The sequence below is a fragment of the Actinoplanes utahensis genome (assembly GCF_016862455.1).
Lineage (GTDB): Bacteria > Actinomycetota > Actinomycetes > Mycobacteriales > Micromonosporaceae > Actinoplanes > Actinoplanes utahensis.
The window spans coordinates 73,584-93,172 of sequence record NZ_BOMZ01000091.1 but is presented as its reverse complement, the minus strand read 5'-3'; the positions used below and the strand labels follow the sequence as shown (position 1 = coordinate 93,172).

General features: G+C 72.4%; 11 protein-coding genes. 3 read left to right on the top strand and 8 right to left on the bottom strand.

Annotation, left to right across the window (positions count from 1 at the left end; translation table 11 throughout):
* Position 1: 1 nt before the first annotated feature.
* A complete protein-coding gene (locus tag Aut01nite_RS33190) occupies positions 2–2,677 on the top strand; it encodes a CHAT domain-containing protein (protein ID WP_052164023.1) in 2,676 nt (891 codons plus the stop codon).
* 14 nt (positions 2,678–2,691) lie between these two features.
* Positions 2,692–4,692: a hypothetical protein gene (locus Aut01nite_RS33185; RefSeq protein ID WP_043527648.1), complete on the top strand. Its 2,001-nt coding sequence runs from the start codon at positions 2,692–2,694 to the stop codon at positions 4,690–4,692.
* Here Aut01nite_RS33185 and Aut01nite_RS33180 read toward each other — a convergent pair.
* Positions 4,686–6,383: a discoidin domain-containing protein gene (locus Aut01nite_RS33180; RefSeq protein WP_043527650.1), complete on the bottom strand. Its 1,698-nt coding sequence runs from the start codon at positions 6,381–6,383 to the stop codon at positions 4,686–4,688. The two genes, Aut01nite_RS33185 and Aut01nite_RS33180, sit on opposite strands and share 7 nt — an antisense overlap.
* Before the next feature lie 316 nt (positions 6,384–6,699).
* Between Aut01nite_RS33180 and Aut01nite_RS33175 the strand changes: the two genes are divergently transcribed.
* Positions 6,700–7,206 (top strand): hypothetical protein, encoded by a 507-nt coding sequence (locus tag Aut01nite_RS33175; protein ID WP_043527651.1) that lies wholly within the window; start codon positions 6,700–6,702, stop codon positions 7,204–7,206.
* A gap of 4 nt (positions 7,207–7,210) precedes the next feature.
* On the opposite strand, the gene Aut01nite_RS33170 is transcribed toward Aut01nite_RS33175, so the two are convergent.
* From Aut01nite_RS33170 to Aut01nite_RS33140, 7 genes are all read right to left on the bottom strand, one after another.
* Positions 7,211–8,635 carry an Ig-like domain-containing protein gene (locus tag Aut01nite_RS33170; protein WP_152628851.1) on the bottom strand — a complete coding sequence of 475 codons (1,425 nt, stop codon included), beginning with the start codon at positions 8,633–8,635 and terminating at the stop codon, positions 7,211–7,213.
* Positions 8,636–8,774: 139 nt separating this feature from the next.
* Positions 8,775–11,042 carry a M4 family metallopeptidase gene (locus tag Aut01nite_RS33165; protein ID WP_052164024.1) on the bottom strand — a complete coding sequence of 756 codons (2,268 nt, stop codon included), beginning with the start codon at positions 11,040–11,042 and terminating at the stop codon, positions 8,775–8,777.
* A gap of 114 nt (positions 11,043–11,156) precedes the next feature.
* Positions 11,157–14,792: a DUF5995 family protein gene (locus tag Aut01nite_RS33160; protein WP_204037767.1), complete on the bottom strand. Its 3,636-nt coding sequence runs from the start codon at positions 14,790–14,792 to the stop codon at positions 11,157–11,159.
* Positions 14,789–15,733, bottom strand: coding sequence for an AAA family ATPase (locus Aut01nite_RS33155; RefSeq protein ID WP_043527658.1), 945 nt, complete (start codon positions 15,731–15,733; stop codon positions 14,789–14,791). The genes Aut01nite_RS33160 and Aut01nite_RS33155 overlap by 4 nt, the downstream gene beginning before the upstream one ends.
* A complete protein-coding gene (locus Aut01nite_RS33150) occupies positions 15,730–17,250 on the bottom strand; it encodes a VMAP-C domain-containing protein (protein ID WP_043527660.1) in 1,521 nt (506 codons plus the stop codon). Before Aut01nite_RS33150 ends, Aut01nite_RS33155 begins: the two co-directional genes overlap by 4 nt.
* On the bottom strand, positions 17,247–18,383 hold the full coding sequence (locus Aut01nite_RS33145; RefSeq protein WP_052164026.1) for a caspase family protein: 1,137 nt from the start codon (positions 18,381–18,383) through the stop codon (positions 17,247–17,249). The genes Aut01nite_RS33150 and Aut01nite_RS33145 overlap by 4 nt, the downstream gene beginning before the upstream one ends.
* Positions 18,380–19,528 (bottom strand): RBBP9/YdeN family alpha/beta hydrolase, encoded by a 1,149-nt coding sequence (locus tag Aut01nite_RS33140; RefSeq protein ID WP_043527662.1) that lies wholly within the window; start codon positions 19,526–19,528, stop codon positions 18,380–18,382. Before Aut01nite_RS33140 ends, Aut01nite_RS33145 begins: the two co-directional genes overlap by 4 nt.
* Between the last annotated feature and the right edge of the window lie 61 nt (positions 19,529–19,589).

Sequence of the window (19,589 nt, the reverse complement as noted above, 5' to 3'; positions counted from 1 at the left end):
GGTGAGCGACCAGGACGACGTGATCGCGCGCTACGCCGCCATCGCGAGCGCGGTAGCCGGGCACGGGGACCTCGACGAGGCGTTGCGTGACTTCGCGCGGCTCCCGGAGACGACACCCGGCCGGGCCCGGCTCGCTGCCGGCCTGGTGGAGACGATCTTCCGGGCCGGGACGATGCCGGAGCCGCACCGGGCGCGGGCGCTTCCGGCTCTGCTCGCGGCGGCCGACACCGATCCGCCGGGCACCGCGGGCTGGCGCCGGACCCGTACCGCCGCCGAGATCTTGATGCTCGTGCAGGATCCCACCGATCCGCGCGCGAGCCTGGAGGTCCTGGAGAAGCTGGCCGCGGAGAACGCCGCCGACCCGGGGCTGCAACCGTTGTTCGCCTCCGGGCGGATGGCGCTGCGGTGGGCCACCGCGATTCAGGACGACGACCCGGGCGCGATGTCCCGCCTGCCCACCGAGGTCGCCGGTTTCCTCGCCGACCTGCCGCCGGCGGTCGCCGGCCTGCCCGAGGCCGAGGTGATCACCCGGATGGCCGGGATGCTCGCCGACCGGAACTTCGACCCCGGCACCATCCGGGAGACCCTCGCCAAGCTGCCCCCGGACGGCCCGGTCCGCGCGGCGTTCGACGAGACGTCGCCTTCTCTGGACGCCTTCGCCGGCATGCTGCAGGAGGACTCGCCCCGGCCGACCGACGAGCAACTGGACGCTTTCGTGGCCCACGCCGAGCAGGCCGGTCTCGGCGGCGCCGACCGGGCGCTCATGCACAGTCAGGCCGGCATGGCCGCGATGTGGGGTGGCCGTGAGGACGACCCCGCCCGGATCGCGCTCGGCATCGGCCAGCTGCGCCGGGCGCTGGAGACCGCCGGGCCGCACCATCCGCAACGGGTCTTCTTCCTGGGTTCCCTGGCGACCGCGCTGCTGCGCCGCCACGAGAACACCGGCGCCGGTGACGATCTGCGCGAGACGAAGAAGATCATCGACGAGGCCCACGCGGTGGCGGGCGGGCCGCACCACCCGCAGTGGCAGATCATCAACGAGATGCGGGGCCAGGTCGACCGGATGATCGGCGAGCGGCCGGACTTCCACCTGGCCGCCCTCGACGGGCTGCGCGGCACGGTCTGGCAGGTGCTGGTCCAGCCGGATCTAGGGTCCGCGACCGCTGCCGTCCGCACCGCCGGTGACCAGGCCATCGACGTAGCCCGCCAATGCCTGGCCGCCGGTGACCCGGCCGCCGCGATCACGGCCCTGGACTCCGGCCGGGGACTGGCCCTGTTCGCGGCCACGGTGACCGGGTCGCTCACCGAGCGGCTGGTCGAGGCCGGTGCGGCCGGGCTGGCCGAGCGCTGGCGGGTGGCGGCGGCGGCCGGTGATCCGGCGGCGCTCTCGGCCGACTTGCGCCGGGACGTGATGAAGGCGCTGTCCACGCACGGCACGACGGCCCCGCTGCTCGATCCGCCCGGCTTCGCGGAGATCCAGCAGGCGCTCACCTACCTGGACGCGGATGCGCTGGTGTACCTCGTACCGGGAGAGAAGGTCCGCCCGGGCCATGCCGTGATCGCCCCGGCGTCCGGGCCGCCCAGCTTCCTCACCTTGATGGGCTTGACTCTCGGCGACGTGCCGAATGTCGACGAGTACCTGTCCGCCCTGGCGAAACGGGATCTCGAGGACGCCGAGGAGGAGCCGGTCACCGACGAGGATCTCGCGGCCCGCCTCGAGGAGGTCGGCCGCTGGGCGTGGGATTCGGCGATGCGGCCGCTCGTCGAGACGTATCTGCCACGGCTGCCCGCCCCGGACGGCCGGCCGCCACGGATCGTGCTGATCCCGATGGGTGAGCTGTCGCGCATTCCGTGGCAGGCCGCCCGCCGCGCCGACGGCCGGTACGCCGTCGAGCTGATCGCCCTCTCGCAGGCCGCTTCGGCCCGGATGCTCGTGCATTCGGCCGTCCTGCCCGCGGTGCCGCACACCGCGACCGGCCTGATCATCGGCGATCCGGACACCCCGGACGAGTCGGCACGGCCCCTTCCGGCGGCGCGGATCGAGGCGTACGCGATCCGCCAGACCTTCTATCCCGGCGCCCGTTACCTGGGCCGCCGCCCGGACGGCTCGTCGAGCCGGTCCGGCCGCGGCACCGCCGACGAGGTCCGTGCCTGGCTCGTCACACCCGCACCGGCCGCCGGTGGTGTGCTGCACCTGGCCTGCCACGGTCTGGTGCGGTCCGGGGGTGACCGGCCGGCCGCCTATCTGCAGCTGGCCGCCGACCGCGGGGACGGCAAGCTGACCGCGGACGAGCTGGTCACGCTGCTCGGCGCGGTGCCGGACCGGCATGTGGGCCTGGTGGTGCTGGCCGCCTGCCGGACCGGGCTGTCGCTGAGCGGGTACGACGAGGCGTACAGCCTCGGCACCGCGTTCCTGGCCGGTGGCGCGCGGACCGTGCTGTCCAGCCAGTGGAACGTGCCGGACAGCGCCACCTCGGCGCTGATGTTCATGGTGCACCGCCATCTGCGGGTGGCCGGCCGCCCGGCGTGGGCGGCGCTGCGGGACGCGCAATTGTGGATGCTGGACCCGGACCGCGAGATCCCGCCGGACATGCCCACCGCGCTGCGCGACCGGCTGGCCGAGGCCGACCTCGGCGAGGTGGCCGCCTGGGCGGCGTTCATCCACGGCGGACAGTGAGGGGAGATCGCATCATGCCGGAGAACGAGGACCTGCGGTCGATGGTCGAGCGGGGTGCCGACCTCACCAACCGTTACCTGCGGGCCGGGCCGGGGTCGGTGACCGGGCGGCCGTACCTGGACCAGGCGATCACCGTGCTGGAGCAGGCCTACCAGCGCATCGAGCCGGGCGAGGCGCTGCGCGGGCAGGTCGCGGGACAACTCGGCTGGCTGTACGGGGTGCGGCATCTGGCGCACGGCGGAACCGTCCAGGACCGGACCACCGCGGTGCACCTGCTCGACGAGTCGCTGCGGTTCCCGAACCAGGCGCCGGTGGTGGCGGGCGGCTCCAAGATCGTCCTGGGGCAGTTGCTGCTGGCCGGACCGGCTTCCGGGATGAACTCGCCGGACGCGATGATGCGGTTGATGACCGGTGGGCAGCCGACCGACCTGCGGGACGTGGACCGGGCGATCGCGCTGTTCCGGGAGGTCGCGGACGGGCCGCAGATCAGTGCGGAGATGGTGTCGTCGGCCCGGACGCTGGTCACCGTCGGTGAGGCGTTGCGGGGCATGCTCGGCGGGCCGGGCGGCATGGACTTCAGCAAGCTGGGTCAGGCTCTCGCGGCGGCGCAGTCCTTGCAGCAGCAGATGGGCGGCAGCGGCATGCCCGTACCACCGATGCCGGACATGTCGTCGTTCTCCGGTTTCCGGCCGCCGGCAGCCACGACGCCACCACCGGCGACCGAGGAGCCGCACTTCGGTTTCGCCGAACGGGCCGAGCCGGACATGCCCTTCGATGTCGGCCGGGTCGCGGTGGTCGACGGACCCGTACCCGACAGCGGTCCTCTGCCCCGGCGGCGCCCCGCGCCGATCCCCGCGACTCCCGCCGCCGAGCTGCGTGCCCTGCTCAGCGTCGGTCCGGACGCCCTGCTGGAGGGCCGGGATCCCGCGACGGTCGACGACCACGTCGCGCTGACCGCGGCGATCGCCGAGGCCCCCGGCGCACGCCCCGCCGACCATCTCGCCCTGGCCGCCGCCCTGATCGCCCGCCACCACACCGGCGACGGCACGGACTGGCGGGACGTTCCGGACGACCGGTGGGTGGCGGCACGATCCTTCGACCGGGCTGCGCCCGATCTTCCGGCCCTGACCCCCGATGCGGTACGGGTCGCCGCCCGCATCGCCGCCGAACTCCCCCGCCCCGCTCGGTTCGACGCGGCGTTCGCCGAGGTCACCGCCGCGATGCGGGACGCCGGGATCGGTGCCCTGGTCTTCCCGTCGCTGGCCCTGGACGCCGCCACCGGCCGCTTCGCTCCGGTTCCCGACGGCACCCGCTGGACCGGCCGGGTCGCCGCCACCGTCCCGGTCGACGGCGACGCCACCGTGTCGTACGTCCGCACCGCCGCCGAACTGCTCACCCTGATCCGCCGGGGCCACCGCCCGATCGCCGAGGCCGCGGTGTTCGTCGCCAATCCGCGCCGGGACCGGGAGACCGCCACGATGGACGCGCTGCGACTGCGCCGCGCCTTCTATCCGACGTCCACCGGCCTCGGCCAGACGATCGAGCAGAGCCACGGCGACGGCACCGCGGCCGAGGTCGAGGCACACCTCAACGCCTCGATGCTGCACCTGGGCTGCGGTGTCACCGCGGACGGCGCCCTCGAGCTGGCCGGCTCCGAGGTCCTCGCCCCGTCCGGGATCGCCACGACGACGGGCGGTGTCGCGATCCTGCCGCCCGATCCGAACGCCGTGAAACCGCTCGCCGAGGCGCTGCTGACCCGCGGGTTCACGGCGGCCGTCGGGTTCACCGAGGCGATTCCGGACCGGGTGGCCTCCCTCCTCTACTGGATGCTGCACGCCTCGCTGGTCGACGACGGCCTGGCTCCGGCGGAGGCGGTCGCCGCGGTTCGCGCCTGGTTGCGCGATCCGGACCGCAAACCGCCGGAGCTGCTGGCCGCCGAATACCTCGGTGTCACCGCGACGTTCGATCTGGACGATCCGGCGTACGCCCGCGCCCTGATCTGCCGCGGTTATTGATAGACGCGGACGTAATCGACGAGCATCCGGCTGGGGAACGGGGTGGTGGCGTCGATCGGGCCGGGGAAGTCGCCACCCACCGCCAGGTTCAGGATCAGATAGAACGGGTGGTCGAAGATCCACGGGCCGCGGGTGTTCTCCACGGTCTCCTTGGCGGCGTCGAAGACCTGACGGCCGTCGAGGAAGAAGCGGATGCCCCGGCTGTCCCATTCGGCGGCCCACACGTGGAAGTCCTGGGACAGGTCGGTGGTGGCGTACTTCTGGCCGTACCCTCCGGCGCCGTTGTAGGCCGGGGCGTGCAGCGTCGAGTACGCCTCGGCGGTGTTGCGGCCGAGGACCTCCATGATGTCGATCTCGCCGTTGTACGGCCACGGCCGTCCCTGCAGGAAGTCCTCCCCCATCATCCAGAACGCCGGCCACAGCCCGTTGCCCTTCGGCACCTTGACCCGCGCCTCGATCCGCCCGTACTGGACGTGGAACTTGCCGCTGGTGTTCATCCGGTGCGAGGTGTACTGCCGGCCCTGGTAGTCCTGCCGGCGGGCCTCGACGACGAGCTGCCCGGCGCCGTTGAGGGACGCGTTCTCACTGTTCGGCGTGTAGTACTGGATCTCGCCGTTCTGCGGCACACCCGGGTCCATCGTCCACTTGGCAGCGTCCGGCCGGCCGCCGGCCGGACCGTCGAACTCGTCGGCGAAGACCAGGCGGGTGGCCGGGAAGACCGGGTCGGCGGGCCGGGCGGGCGGGGTCACGGGGTTCCCACCGGTTCCGTAGACGCTGAACTCCCACAGCGAGTACCCGTAGGGCCCGTTGCGCGCGGTGCCGTACAGCCGCACGTACCGGCCGGAGCCGGTGACGTTCAGGACGTCCTTGAGGCCGTCACCGCTGGTGGTGCTGTAGATCGTCGTCCACGTGGCGTTGTCGGGCGAGACCTGGAGCTGATACGCGCGGGCGTACGCCGGGTCCCACTGCAACACCACCTGGCTGATCTGCGCAGTCGCGCCCAGATCGACGGAGATCCAGCCCGGATCCACCCAGCCGGTCGTGGAACTGGTCGCCCAGCGGCTGGCGGGATCGTCGTCGAACGCCTTGTCCGGGCTGCACGGGTTGCAGTTCACGTCGTTCTGCCAGCTGGAGGCCTGGGCCGGCTTGCCGTAGGAGAGCAGTCCCGAGGTGGGCGCCGGTGATCCGGAATAGACCCGGAACTCCCAGAACGAGTAGCCGTACGCTTCGAGCGCCCGCTGGGTCAGGTTGATCCGCACGTGGCGGGCGGTGCCGGCGACGGCGATGTCCTGCCGGCCGCCGGTCCCGCCGGTGGTCACGTGGACCTGGCTCCACGTGCTGCCGTCGGTGGAGAACTGGATGGTGAAGGCGCGGGCGTACGCCGCCTCCCAGTCGATCGCGATCCGGCTGACCGCGGTGGGCGCGCCGAGATCCACCTGGAACCACTGGTTCGCGGCGTACGCGCTGGCCCACCGGGTGCCGTCGTCGCCGTCGACGGCTTCGCGGGCCTGGTAGGCGCCGGCCGCCTCGGTCGACGACGCGGTCGCGGCCCGCCCTTGGGAGACGAGCACTTCGGCGGCCGCTGCCGGGCCGGTGGTGGCGGTGAGGAAGCCGGCCATCAGGCCGGCGATCGCCAGGGTCAGAGCGAGCTTTCTGGTACGGGGTGACGACCGTTTCCGGGCAGGGTTCATCACGGGAGGGACTCCTCAGGGGATGTGTCGAGTCTGTTTCCAAGTGGGGAACAACTCGTGAAACCGCTCTCTAGTCGTCACCGTGGCACCGCCGTCGACCGGAGTCAATGCCACCCGGAACCGGTTTCGGTACCGGTCCCACATCCGCCCAGCTCAGCCCCTGATCGCCGCCGAGGTTCCGGAACCCCGGCGATCCGGCACACGGACGGTCGGTGATCGGCTGAACGGATCATTGTGCGGCGCGAGTCCACTGTCGACGGCGGTCGACAGGTAGCCTTCGCGAGGCCCCGCACCCCCCGGAAGGTTCCGCTCGCCTGTGCGCACGTTCCTCGTGACTGTCGTCGCCGTCGTCATCGCTTTTCTGGCAAGCCCGCTCGTGCGCGCCGACACGAAATGCGCCGCCGGCCCCGTACCCCCGAAAGATCTGGGGAGATGGAACGCCGAGCAGATCGCCAACGCCCGGCTCATCGTCACCATCGGCAGGCAACGGCAGGTGCCGGACGAGGCGCTGGTGATCGCGGTCGCCACCGCGTTGCAGGAGTCGAGCCTGCGCAACCTGCGCGGCGGGGACCGGGACTCGATCGGCCTGTTCCAGCAGCGGCCCAGCCAGGGATGGGGCACACCCCGGCAGTTGTCCGATCCGGCCTACCAGACCCACAAGTTCTACGACAAGCTGCTCAAGGTCAAGGGCTGGCGGAAGATGCGGCTCACCGAGGCGGCGCAGGCGGTGCAGATCTCCGCCTTCCCGGAGGCGTACGCCAAACACACCGCCTCCGCCACCACCCTGGTGGGCGCGCTCCAGGCCCAGCCCGCGTGCTCCTGACCCGTCAGCGGCGGTAGGTGAGCTTGGCGCTGTGCTGGTAGTTGCCCGCCTTGTCGTAGCCCCGGAACTGGACGGTGAACGTCGTCCCGTACTTCTTGGGGTCGAGCACGAAGCTGTACGGGCCGGTCACGTCGGTCGCCACCACCTTGCCGTTGACCAGCAACTGCACGCCGAGAATGCCGTTGCGGTCCAGGGCCGCCGCGGTCAGCGCGGTCTTGCCTGTCAGCTTCGACAGGTTCTTCGGGCCGCTCTTGTACCCCACGACCGGCGCCGTGTTGTCGACGATCACCGTGCGGTCCGCAGAGACGGAGTTGCCCAGGTTGTCGACGCTCAGCCAGGTCACCGTGCGGGCACCGTCACGGCCGGAAGGCACGGTCAGGGTGTCGGCCCGCGATCCGGTCGGGTTGTCCGGCCCCTGCAGCTGAACCCAGGAGACGCCGTGCGGGTCGGTGGCCTTGACCGAGGTTCGGAACGTCGTGCCCCGAATCAGTGCGCCCTCGGCCGGGGTCACGGTCATGGCCGGCGCCGTGCTGTCGATGTTGACACGGAACAGCTTCGGCGCCGAGGCGTGTCCCAGCGCGTCCCAGACCTGGACCGTGACCACCGCCTGGGTGGCGTTCAGGTTCCCGGGAATCCAGAAGTATTCGAAGGAGTTCGAGGCGACCTTGCCGTTGAGCCGCCACTCGATACGGGTGACCTTCGAGGCGTCTCTGACCTTGGCGCTCAGGCGGCTGAACGAGCCGACCCAGCCGTCGTTCAGGTCCACCCGGCCGGGCGAGTACGTGCTTACGGAGTCGACGCGCTCGATGATCGGGGCATCGTCGTCCACGACGTACTCGCTGCTCGCGATGATCTCGTTGCCGGCCCGGTCGACGAACCGGAAGTGGAGCCTGGGCGCGCCGGCCACCGCGTTCCAGGTGAACACCCACGGCCCTTCGGTCCTGCTGTCCAAGACCTCGCCCTTGTACCCGGCGGTCATCTCGATCGTCGCGATGTCCTCCGGCACCTTGGACAGGGTGATGGTGACCGGCCCGCTCTTCATCGTGGAACGGACCGCCGGCGACAGGGTCGCCGTCGGCGACTCCCTGTCGATGCGCACCGTCGTGGTCACGACCTCGCTCTTGTTTCCGGCCACGTCGGTCGCCCACACCGCCAGTGGCACCTCGGCATCGTGCTCCACGTTGGTGGTCTCGACCGTGCAGGACACCAGGCTGCACCACACGTGATAGCGCTGACCAGCGAGGGAGCCCTCGATCTTCGCGACACCGACGTCATCGGTCACGACCGGTTCGAACTTGAACGTCCGCGGCATCAGCTTCCCGGGCTCGATTCCCAGGTCCGTGATGACCGGCGCCGTGACATCCGGCGCGGGATCCTCCGCGGACGCCGGGCCCGCCGCGGCGGCCACCAGGCCGGACGCGACAGCCACGATCGAGACGGTACGGCGTCCCCGACGCCTGCCACCGGTGAAGACCATTCCGAGTTCCCCCATGATCGAAATTGGTCGCAGCGTAGCCGACGGATGCCGCGGCCGGCTGCCCGGGGGACAGCCGGCCGCGGTGATCGGATCAGAGGGTCAGGGTCCAGCTGTTGAGGTAGCCGGTGTCGGCGGACGCGGCGTCCTGGACGCGCAGGCGCCAGGTGCCGTTGGCCGCCTCGGTGGACAGGTTGGCCGTGTAGGTGGCGTCGATGTTGTCGGCGCTGCCGCCGGACCGGCTGCGCAGCGTGTAGACGCTGCCGTCCGGGGCGACCAGGGCGACGGCCAGGTCACCGACGTACGGGTGCACGATGTGGACCTCGACCTTGCCGGCGGACGAGGCGTTGCGGGCACAGCCGCTGACGGTGATCGCCGAGGTGACGGTGGTGTTGTCCGGGATCGTCACGTCGGTGGCGTTGGTGCCGGTGCAGCTGCCGCCGCCGGAGCCGTTCACGGTCAGGGTGAACGTGGCGGTGCGGGTGGCCGAGGCGCCCGCGCCGTTGACGGTGACCGGGTAGGTGCCGGGGGCGGTGGCCGCGGTGGTGGCGATCGTCAGCGTGGAGGTGCCGCCGGCGGTGACCGAGGCCGGGCTGAACGACGCGGTGGCGCCGCTGGGCAGGCCGGACGCGGTCAGGGCGACGGTCTGGGCGCTGCCGCCGGTGACGGCGGTGCTGACGGTGGCGGTGACGGACGAGCCGGGGTTCACCGCGGCGGACGCCGGGTTGACCGACACCGCGAAGTCGTTGCCGGTGGAGCAGGTGGAGTCGCTGCCGGCGACGTTGACCGCGGTCCAGGCGGCCTGGACGGTCCGGTACTCGGTGGAGCACGAGCCGTACAGGTCGGTGGCGGCGCGCAGGGTGTAGGCGCGGGCCGTGTTGGACGGGTTCGACGTGTTCACGTAGCGGGTGTTGGAGGTGAAGTAGGCGTCCAGCGCCCGGTACCAGATGGCGGCGGCCTTGTCCCGGCCGATGCCGGTGACGGCGGGCGCGGAGCCGCAGACGGGCGAGGTGCCGTACGCGGTGGCGCCGGTGCCCTCGGCCAGGTTGAAGAAGAAGTGGTTGCCGACGCCGGACGAGTAGTGCACGTCGACGGTGTTGGTGCTGGTCGACCAGCAGCCGTGCCCCTTGCCGTCGAGGGTCGGGTTGTACATGTAGCGCAGCGGCGTACCGTTGCCGTTGATGTTGATCTTCTCGCCGACCTGGTAGTCGCCCGGGTCCGCGGCGGTGTCGGCGTAGAACTCGACCATCGTGCCGAAGATGTCGCTGCTGGCCTCGTTGAGACCGCCGGACTCGCCGGAGTAGGTCAGGCCGCCGGACACCACGTTCTCGGTGACGCCGTGCGACATCTCGTGGCCGGCCACGTCCAGGGACACCAGCGGGCGGGAGTTGCCGGAACCGTCGCCGTAGGTCATCTGGGAGCCGTCCCAGAACGCGTTCACGTACGCGTTGCCGTAGTGGACGCGGGACGGGACACCCGTACCGTTGCCGAAGATGCCGTTGCGGCCGTGCACGTTCTTGAAGTAGTCGAACGTCTTGGCGGCGCCGAAGTGGGCGTCGACGGCGGCGGACTGCCGGTTCGAGGTCGCGCCCGTGCCCCACGCGTTGTCGGCGTCGGTGAAGGTGGTGCAGGTGCTGGTGCCGTTGTTCATGTCGCAGGTACGGCCGTTGCCGTGCGACGGGTCGATCATGCTGTACGTCGAGCCGGACTGCGTGGTGTCGACGGCGACGGTGCCCGAGTAGACGCTCGCGCCGGTGCCGGCGACCGTCTCGATGTCGTCGAACTCGCCGATGAACGCGCCGGTCCGCGCGTCGCTGATCACGTGCAGCCGGGACGGGGTCTGGCCGTCGGCGGCCCACCCGCTGACGACGGTCTCCCAGGCCAGACGGCCGGTGCCGGTGCTCGCGTCGACGAACAGTTCGGGGGCTTCCGCGGTGTTGACCCGGCCCTCGAAGCGCGCCTTGGCGGCCTTCTCCGCGGCGGCCGCGGCGATCGTCGGGGTGGCGCTGAGGGTCAGCGGGTCGTGCAGGCCGACCGAGGTGCCGTTGTACGCGCCGCCGGGCCGGGTGTGCACGACGAAGTCACCGCCGTAGACGCGCAGGCCCCGGTACTGCCGGGTGTACCGGACGTGGGCGGAGCCGTCGGCGTCGATCTTGGTCCGGTAGACGGAGTAGGTCTCGCCGGGCGCGGCCTCGACGGCGGCGGGAGCGGCTTCGATCAGATCGTCGGCACGTTCGACGGCCTGGGCCTGCGACGGCGGCGTGACCGGAGGTGTGGGCGCCGCGGAGCTGCTCGTGGCGGTGGCCACGAGAACGCTGCCGGCCAGCATGGTGACGCCGGCCAGCGCAATGGATTTCTTCACTCGGTTCCTCCCCGAACCAGGCATGCACGCATGACTACGTGTTGAGCCAGTATGGGGAAGCGCAAGTGAAGAACATCTATATCTAGATGGTCATACCGTGGCCACGACGAGCATTTACAAGGAACGCTCCATCAACAGTTCCCCCAGCTGTGCGGTGGCGGCGTCCAGGGTCTCCCGCGCCACGCCCCGGTCCGCCAGGTCGTCGTGCAGCGGCCACAGACGCAGGGCTTGATCCCAGGCACGGCCGGAGAAGACGTCGGCGAACATGGCGCGGGTCCAGCCGTCGAGGGGCTGGAACCGCGGCTCGTTCTGCCGCCGGGCGATCCGCGCGGACATCGTGAACAACGCCGGGACCTCGTTCTTCAGGATCCGCCGGAACAGCAGGTAGTCATGGCCGGGCGCCTCGCCGTCCGGCGCGCCGAACTCCTCCCAGGTCCGGACCAGGGTGAGCGGGAGGTCGAGATTGAGGGCGACGTTCATGCCGAGCGCCGCCGCGTCGTGCCGGCTCACGGTCATGTTCACGGCCCGGCGGAAGAAGCTCTGCCAGGCGGCCGACACGTCCTCGTCGGGCCGGGCCGCCTCCAGCAGCGCGAAGCGGTATCGGCGGCTCCAGTCGATCGCGAGCGCCTCGAACCAACGGGGATCGGACACCGAGGTGTGCAACGCGGCGATCAGCCGGTCGGCGACGGCCATGCGCACCGCGTGATACCTCCGCAAGGGCGGCAGTTCGTCGAAGACGACAGCCATCCTCCGCAGGGAGTCCTGCACCTCTTTCAACGTGCGCGGTGAATACGTCAGCACCTCCGTCATCTCGCCGAGCATGCCGGGGCTGATCAGCGCCGGATGGTCGAGGGAGGGACGCAGGAGATCGGCCCCGGCCTTCGCCGACTCCCGGTCGAAGGCATCGGTGACGATTCCGTACGCCTGGCTCCGGGCCTGGTCACGACCCGCCTGGATCTCGGCGGTGACCTCGGCCGGGGTCTCCGGCGGCAGCCGGGTGAGGAACTCGTCGAACACGTCGGCCCTGGCCAGGTTGGTGACGGCTTCCGCGGTGACCGCGCGGGCGATGAGCGTCTGACGGGGCGTGTAGACGATCGGCATGGTCCAGACCGCGCTCCGGCGGTCCCGTTGCGCGAGCGCCCGCCGGGCCGGTGTGACGAGAGCGGCGAGATCGACGGGCACGGCGCCGGAACCGGATGCCGCGCCGGCGAGCAGCGGCAACAGTTCGCGGTAGAAGGCGGAGGTGAACGACGCCGAGTCGGGCACGGTCAGGTGGGACCGCATGCCGATCGCGGCGATGACCGAACCCTGGTCGACGAGCCGCCGGCAGAACGGGGCGCTCTCCGATGCCATGACGACGACGATCGGCGCCGTCACGGCGTGATCCCACCATCCGCGCAGCGACCCCGGCCCCACCTGCAACGTCGCCGAGGGGACCCGCGAGGTCATCCCGGCCCGGGTGCCCAGTTCGAGCGTCGGGGCCGGACCGGCCTCCGCGTAACCGAAGATGTGGACGACCTGCGGCCGGAACGAACGGACCAGGTCACGGAGGCCGGTCACGGTCGGTGGGACGGCCTCCGCGCGCAACCACGGGGAACGACGGCGGGCGTGCTCGAGGATCCGCTCCTCGACGGCGACCACGAGCATCTGTACGCCGCCGCCGGTGGGCCCGGACGCCTGGAGCAGGGCCTCGAACTCGGCGTCGCCGGTGACCACCGGGGAGGCGAGGATCGCCAGCACGCGCACCGGCCCGACGATCGGCCAATAGGGCAGCGACGACGACCGGTGCTCGAAGAACCGGCCGACGCCCCACCCCTCGTCGACCGCGAGGAACCGGCCGTCCGGCGTGCACAGCGACTCCCAGGGCAACGAGTCGGCCGGCGCCAGCAGCGTTCCGGGCCGCCCTCTGAGCAGGTCGCGCACCTCCGGGTCGACGGTGATCGCGTCGTGGAGCCGTCGCCCCGCCGATCGTGCTGCCTCGACGCCGGGGCGATAACGGGACAGGGCCAATGCGGGTTCGTCACTGGTCACCGGCATCACCGACAGGCGGTCCCGGCCCTCGGCGCGCAACGCGAGCAGTTCCGCGCCGTCCTCCCGCCGGATCGGCACCACGTCCAGGATCAGGCGGGCCCCGGGCTGCGGGACGTGCGCGGGCCGGCCCTCCAGACGGTCGGCCAGGCCGGTGTAGTCCGGGCCGAACCGGCGTAGCGTCGCGGCGCTGACCAGTGCGAACGCCCGCTCCCCGGCGGACACGTCGCCGTCCGGCGCCTCCAGCAGCGCGGAGGCGAAGGTCCGACCGCGGTGGCTGTGCCGGCCGACGAAGTCGCCGACCGTGTGCAGGACGCTCAGCACCTCACTGCCGAGGACGGTGTCGAGCAGCAGATCCCGTACCCCATCGGCGAAGTCGTATCCGACGTCGTCCGGATGAATCGCCGCGTCCTCGGGGGTCTTCCGCTCCAGCACCGTGAGCAGCACCTCGGCCAGGTGCGCCTGCCCGGTCCCGGGCATCATCGCCTCCTGGACCAGCCGCATCACCGGCAGCGTCAGCGGCACCGCCGCCAGATACCCGGCCAGCTGGAACGCCTCCGGCGACACCACCGCCCGGAACTGCCGCAGCCGTTCCTCCGCCGTCATCCGCCCGGCGTCCGGAGCCTGCGGCGGGGCCTGGCCGTCCCCGGCCCGGACCCAGGTGACCACGGACGGCACCGCTCGCCCGCCGGCCCCGGCGACGAGCGCCGACCAGGGCGCCAGCCAGCGCGTCTCCAGCGGAACCACCGGCACCGGTACGGCAGCCGCCTGCACCGCCGCGTTCCGGCGCCGACGGGTCCGTGGCACGGCGGGCGCCCAGAAGGCGTCTCGCAGGCGCTCGTTCGGCGCCCCCGGGTACGGCGACCGCAGCTCCACCCGCTCGGTCCGCACCGCCGTGTACCGCCACAGCCGCTGCGGCAGCACCTGCACGATCGCGACCGGGCCCTGCCCGCCCCACAGGTGCAGCAGCGACGGCACCGCCCCGGTGTGCCATCCGTCGCCCACACAGTCGCTGACCACCAGGATGAGCCGCCGCCCGCCGGGGTCGAGCAGGTCGCGGGGTGACGCGGTCCGCGGTCTGCTGGTCCCGGACGCGGTGCCGGCCCGCAGCACCGGCGTCTCCCCGGTCTCCAGCAGCCAGATCCGTACGTCGCGGAAGGCTCCGAGGCGTTCCAGCAGGCCGCGCAGCTCTTCCACGGCACGGGCCCAGACCGCCATGGACGGGCTCTGGTCGACGACGACGGCCAGGTCGAGCCAGCGTTCCGTGCCCGGGCGCAGCACCGGCAGCCAGAGCCCGCCGTCGGCGGCGCGGTCCGCGGTGGCGATCTCGTCGAGGACCGTGCCGGTCCGGGCGGGGACCCGGCGCTTCAGCGCCCGCAGGGATCGTCCGAGCTTGCGCGCGCCGGGCAGGGCGGTCGAGGCCGGGGTCCGGAAACTCAGTTCGCCGTGCTGCCAGGACGCCCCCGGCGCGGCCGGAACGGTGAGGGCGGCCGGTGGCACGTCGGGCGCCGGGGCGGCGGCGGGCGGTGATCGCGGGGTCGCCGGGCGGCCCGGCGCCCGGCCCGGCGCGGGGTCTCCCTCAGGCGGTGGCGCGGGCGTTCCGGTGGCGGGCGGGATCGGCTCGCCGGTGATCTGACCGGCCAGCCAGACGGTGTCGGCGACCTCCTCCCAGGTCGGCTCGAAACCGGCCGCCCGCAGAACCGAGATCACCCCGTCGATCATCCGGCCGCCTCCCCCAGCGATCTGAGCAGCGCGTCCAGCAGCGCCTCCCGGCCGGCGGGCGCTCTGCCGGAGTCGCCGGCGAGCAGGTAGACGGCGTTGAGGAGCTGGTCGGTGGCGAGCAGGTCCCGGTCGCGGCGGCGGAGGAACTCGGTGATCAGCGGATCGGCGGCGGCCGCGACTTCGGCGTCCAGGTGCGCCCGTACGATCCGGATCAGTTTCTGCCGGTCCGGTGCTTTCAGGTCCAGTTGCAGGCAGCGGCGCAGGAAGGCGGGCGGGAAGTCGCGTTCGCCGTTGCTGGTCAGCACCACGAACGGGAACTCCGAGCAACGGACCTCTCCCCCGCCGACGACGGCCCGCCCGCCGTCGGCGGTACGGATCTCCACGTCCGGCGCGCGATCGGCCAGCCGGACCAGCTCGGGGATCGGGAAGCCGCCCTCCTCGAACACGTTGAGCAGGTCGTTCGGCAGATCGATGTCACCCTTGTCGAGTTCGTCGATGAGCAGGACGCGCGGTCGGGAGCGGGGCAGCAGGGCGGTGCCGAGGGCGTTGAGGGTCAGGTACGGGCCGATGTCGGGCGTGCCGGTCGCCATGCCGTTGTCCTGGAGACGGCCGATCGCGTCGTACTCGTACAGGCCCTCGCGCAGGGTGCTGCGACTGTTGATCGGCCAGTACAGCACCGGCCCCAGGTCGAGTTCGTAGGCGACGGCGAACGCCAGCGACGACTTGCCGGTGCCGGGAGCCCCGGTGATCAGCAGCGGCCGCCGGAGCATCAGCGCCGCGTTCACCAGGTCGATCTCGCGTTCCTCGGCCTGGAACGTCGCACCGCGGGCCATGTCGCCGAAGCGCTGGCGCGGGGCGAACGCGCGCCACGACGGGGCGTCCGGCAGAACCCAGTCCTGGTGGGGCTTGCCGTCGCCCCGGTACCGCCACCACTCCTTCATGCCGCCTCCTCCGGTACCACCGCGGGATTGCTGAATCGCGCGTCCGGCCACCTGTCGTAGTCGTCCCACAGCAGGATCAGATCCGCGCCGAAGTGCCCGGGCGTCCGGGCCGCGTCCCGCCGCCAGGCCCGCACCTGTTCCGGCAGGTCGGCGACCGGTCTGCCGTCGAGCTGCCGTCGCAGCCACGCCAGTACCTCCGCCGCCCGGTCCGGATCGCGGCGCACGCAGAGCGCGATCGGCAGGCCACCGTGGACGCTCTGGTGCAGCAGCTCGCAGAGCTTCTCCTCGACTTTCTCCGGCGGTCCGACCGGCACCACCAGGACACCGTCGGGGTGTTCGTCGAAGTGGCTCCAGAGCGCCATCTCGTCGTACGCCGTCTCGTCCGGCACCCACACGCACAGCTCGCCGAGCCGTCTGCCGCCGGTGCGCAGCTGCCGCCAGCGCCGCGCCCAGTCCTGGCGCTCCTCCGGGTCGAGCGGCTGCCGCCGGGGCCGGATCAGCACCTGCCGTTCCGCCCCGAGCGGCGGGAACGGCCCGCGCCTGCGGGTCGCCAGCCGCCACCGGTCGGCGGTGTAGTGCACCAGGTCGTCGTCGACCTGGAACTCCACCCGCAGCCGCGGTCCCGTGTCACCGAACCTCGCGGCCGCCAGCCCGATCAGCTCCCCGAGCCGTTGTTCCAGCTCCTCGGGCCGGTAGTAGTCGTTCTCGCCGGGCCACCCGGTGAGCGGTTCCAGACCACTTCCCGGACGCCAGACCCGCAGATGTACGGCGTACGCCCCTCGTCGCGGCACATCCGGGTCGAGTTCGACGAGCAGCGCGGGCGGGTCGGCCGCCGACGCCTCGACGGAGGGCGGCTCCCATCCGGCCGCGACCGTCAGCGCATGCCGCCCGGTCACCTGCCGCGCCCACTCCTCGAACCGGTCCGCCGGCGCGCTGTCGCCCAGGTCCCGTGCGTACCTGCCCAGCCACCACGCGAACCGGACCAGCCGGCACATGCCACCGCGCAGGTCGACACCGCCGAGCAGGGTGAGGGCCGTCGCCCGCACGCCGGTGAACAGGTCGGCCCGTTGCGGCCCGCGGGGCCACAGTTCCCGGGCCACCCGGCTCAGCTGACCCGGGCTCGGCGGCTCGGGCAGGTCGACGGCGAGCAGGGCGGCGAGTTCACGTTTGGTCAGCGGGCTGCGCGGCAGCATCGTCGGGATCAGGGTGAGCAGGTCGACCCAGGCGGGATCGTCGGCCGGCAGAGGCAGGCCGATCTCGTCGAGCAGATCGTCGAGGATGTCGCCGTCGGTGAGGGCGGCGGCCAGCATGGCGTTGATGTCGGCGAGATAGGACCGGCCGGTGTGCGGGAAGTCGAAGTCGTCGCGGCGGGCCCGCACCCGGCGGATCACGGCGGACCGGGTCTCCCAGTCGTCGAGCCCGACCCGGACCAGGGCCGCGACGAGCTGTCTGCGCTGGCTGTCAAGCAGGGTCGCCCCGCCGAGCACGACCCGGTCCCGCTCGCCGGCGGCGGTCACGGGTAGTCCTCGCCGATCTCGGTGGCGAGCCGGGCGGCGGCCTCGTCGGCCCGTACCACGGCGGGGTCCTCGGGATCGACGAGCAGTTTGAGGTTGTCCATCAGCTCGGCGACGCCGCCGGGCCATTCCGCGCAGCGGCTGACGATGTTGACCAGGTGTCCCCGGTCGGTGGCGGCGAACCGGATGGTGCCGGCGATCCCCACCCGCAGCCGCCGTACGAGCGTCGCCCGGCTCATCGGATCGGCCGCGTCGGGGATCGCCAGCAGCGCCCCCACCAGCGCCCGGATCGTGGCGACGCGTGCGGGCCGCGGTCCGGTACGGCCGCCGCCGGGCGCGGCGGCGAGGGTCGACTCGCCGCCGGACCAGGTGCGGTAGGTGAACGAGGTGGGGACCTGGCCGGCCTTCCCGGCGTCGCGCAGCTCCACGAACCGGCCGGTCAGCCGGGTGGTGACGGCGACCATGCCGGGTGGCCAGACGGTGGCGGGCTCGGTGTCCAGTTCGGTCAGCAGCGCGTCGGTGAGGACTCCGGCGCCCGCGCGGTTGATCGCGACCTGCCCCGGGCTGGCGGCGTAGAGGACGAACTGGTCCCGGGAGGGCGACGGCCGCCCGTACGCGAAGGTGTCGGTCGGCAGGGTGCCGGCCGTCGGCATCCGGTCGGCGTGGTTCTGGCAGGCGTCGACCACGACGACCTGGGCCGGCAGCCCGGCGTAGGTGTCCGAGCGCAGCACGGTCAGCAACGACGTCAGGTCCAGGTTGCGCTTGTCGGTGGCGGAGGCGTCGGCGTAGAACAGCCGGCGGCTCTCCTCCCTGGTCAGCACGCCGTGACCGGCCCAGTACAGCCACAGCAGGTCGCCGTGGACGGCGGGCAGCACGGTGGTCAGGGCGGCGGTGACGGCGTCGCGGGTGGCGGGCAGCACGGCCACCCCCGGCGGCAGCTCCGGAGGCGGCGAGTTCTCGGGGAGCGGTGACACGTACACGTGCAGGTTCTCGGCCGGCACCCCGCGCTGCCGCAGCCAGCCGGCGAACCTGGCCGCGTCGCGGGCCGGGCCGTTCAGGTCCCAGGTCTTGCCGATCGCATACCGTTCCACCCCCACGATCAGGGCATGGGTACGGTCCGGAGCGGCCGTGGTCACGGCAGCCGCTCCACGATCGCGTCCCACACGTGCCGGTTGCTCCAGTACGCGCTGTGCGAGGCCGGGAACGGCTGCCCGCTGTCCACCCGGACGTCCCGCACCCGGTCGCCGAACGGGCCGTTCCCCAGGTAGCTGAGCATGTCGCGCTCGTCGTAGACGTTGAGCCAGGCCGGCATGTGCGCGGGCAGTCCGGCGTCGTGCGGCAGGCTCCACAGCGCGCCGATCTCGTACAGGAACGGCGCCTGCGAACCGACCGTGACCAGCAGCTCGACCGTGGGCGAGGGCTGGGACACCAGCAGGTCGACGGCGGCGATCCCGCCCAGCGAGTGGGTGATCAGGACGACCGGCCCGTCCACCGCGCTGATCCGCTCGGCGATCGCGGCCCGGATCCGGTCGCCGCGTGCCTGATAGAGCAGCACGTCGCCGGCGGCCGGGTAGGCGGCGTCGGTGATCGAACCGCGCCGCCGCCGGACCCGGTCGGTGGCGATCCGCAGCGCCAGCCCGCGGACCGGGGACAGCAGCACGTCCCGGACCGCCTTGTCGGTGCCGCCGAACGCGTCGGTCAGCGCGGTGACGAGCCGGTCCCGGGTCTCCGCGTCCGGCATCGCCGGCTGGTCGACGACGGTGTACGCCACGATCGCGCGGGCGACCGCCGTCCGGGTCGGGCCGAGGCTGGACGATGCGGCGGCGAGCGCGGCGTGGTAGGCGGCGTCCCCGGTCACCGCGGTCCGGGCGGCCCGGACCGCGTCCGCGCTGAACGGCGCCGTCAGGTCGTCGGTGATCTCGGTCCGGCGGATCCGGTCGTCCAGCTCGTCGCCGGGCAGCATCACGTTCGGCGGCAGTTCCTCGTCGCCGGCGCCGGCCAGGGCCAGGGTCCGCAGCTCCCACAGCGGGTCCTGGTGGAGCAGGCTCCACAGGGCCAGGTCCTCGTCGTCGGCGAGAGGTTCGGGACCGCGCGCGGTCTCGTAGTCGGGGATCGACGCGCCGCCGCGCCACAGCCGTGCGCCCGCGACCTCACCCCAGTAACAGGGCACGATGCGGTAACCGGGCCGCCGCTCCCGCAGACGGGTCGCGACCTGCCGAAAAAGGGTGGAGAACGCCGGCTCGCGGACGCCGGTGCCGTGCACGAAGATCACCGTTGGCATGACCGCCTCCTTCCGCTCAGCCTCCCACCGCGCACGCCCGGAGCGTGTCGGCTGAATGACT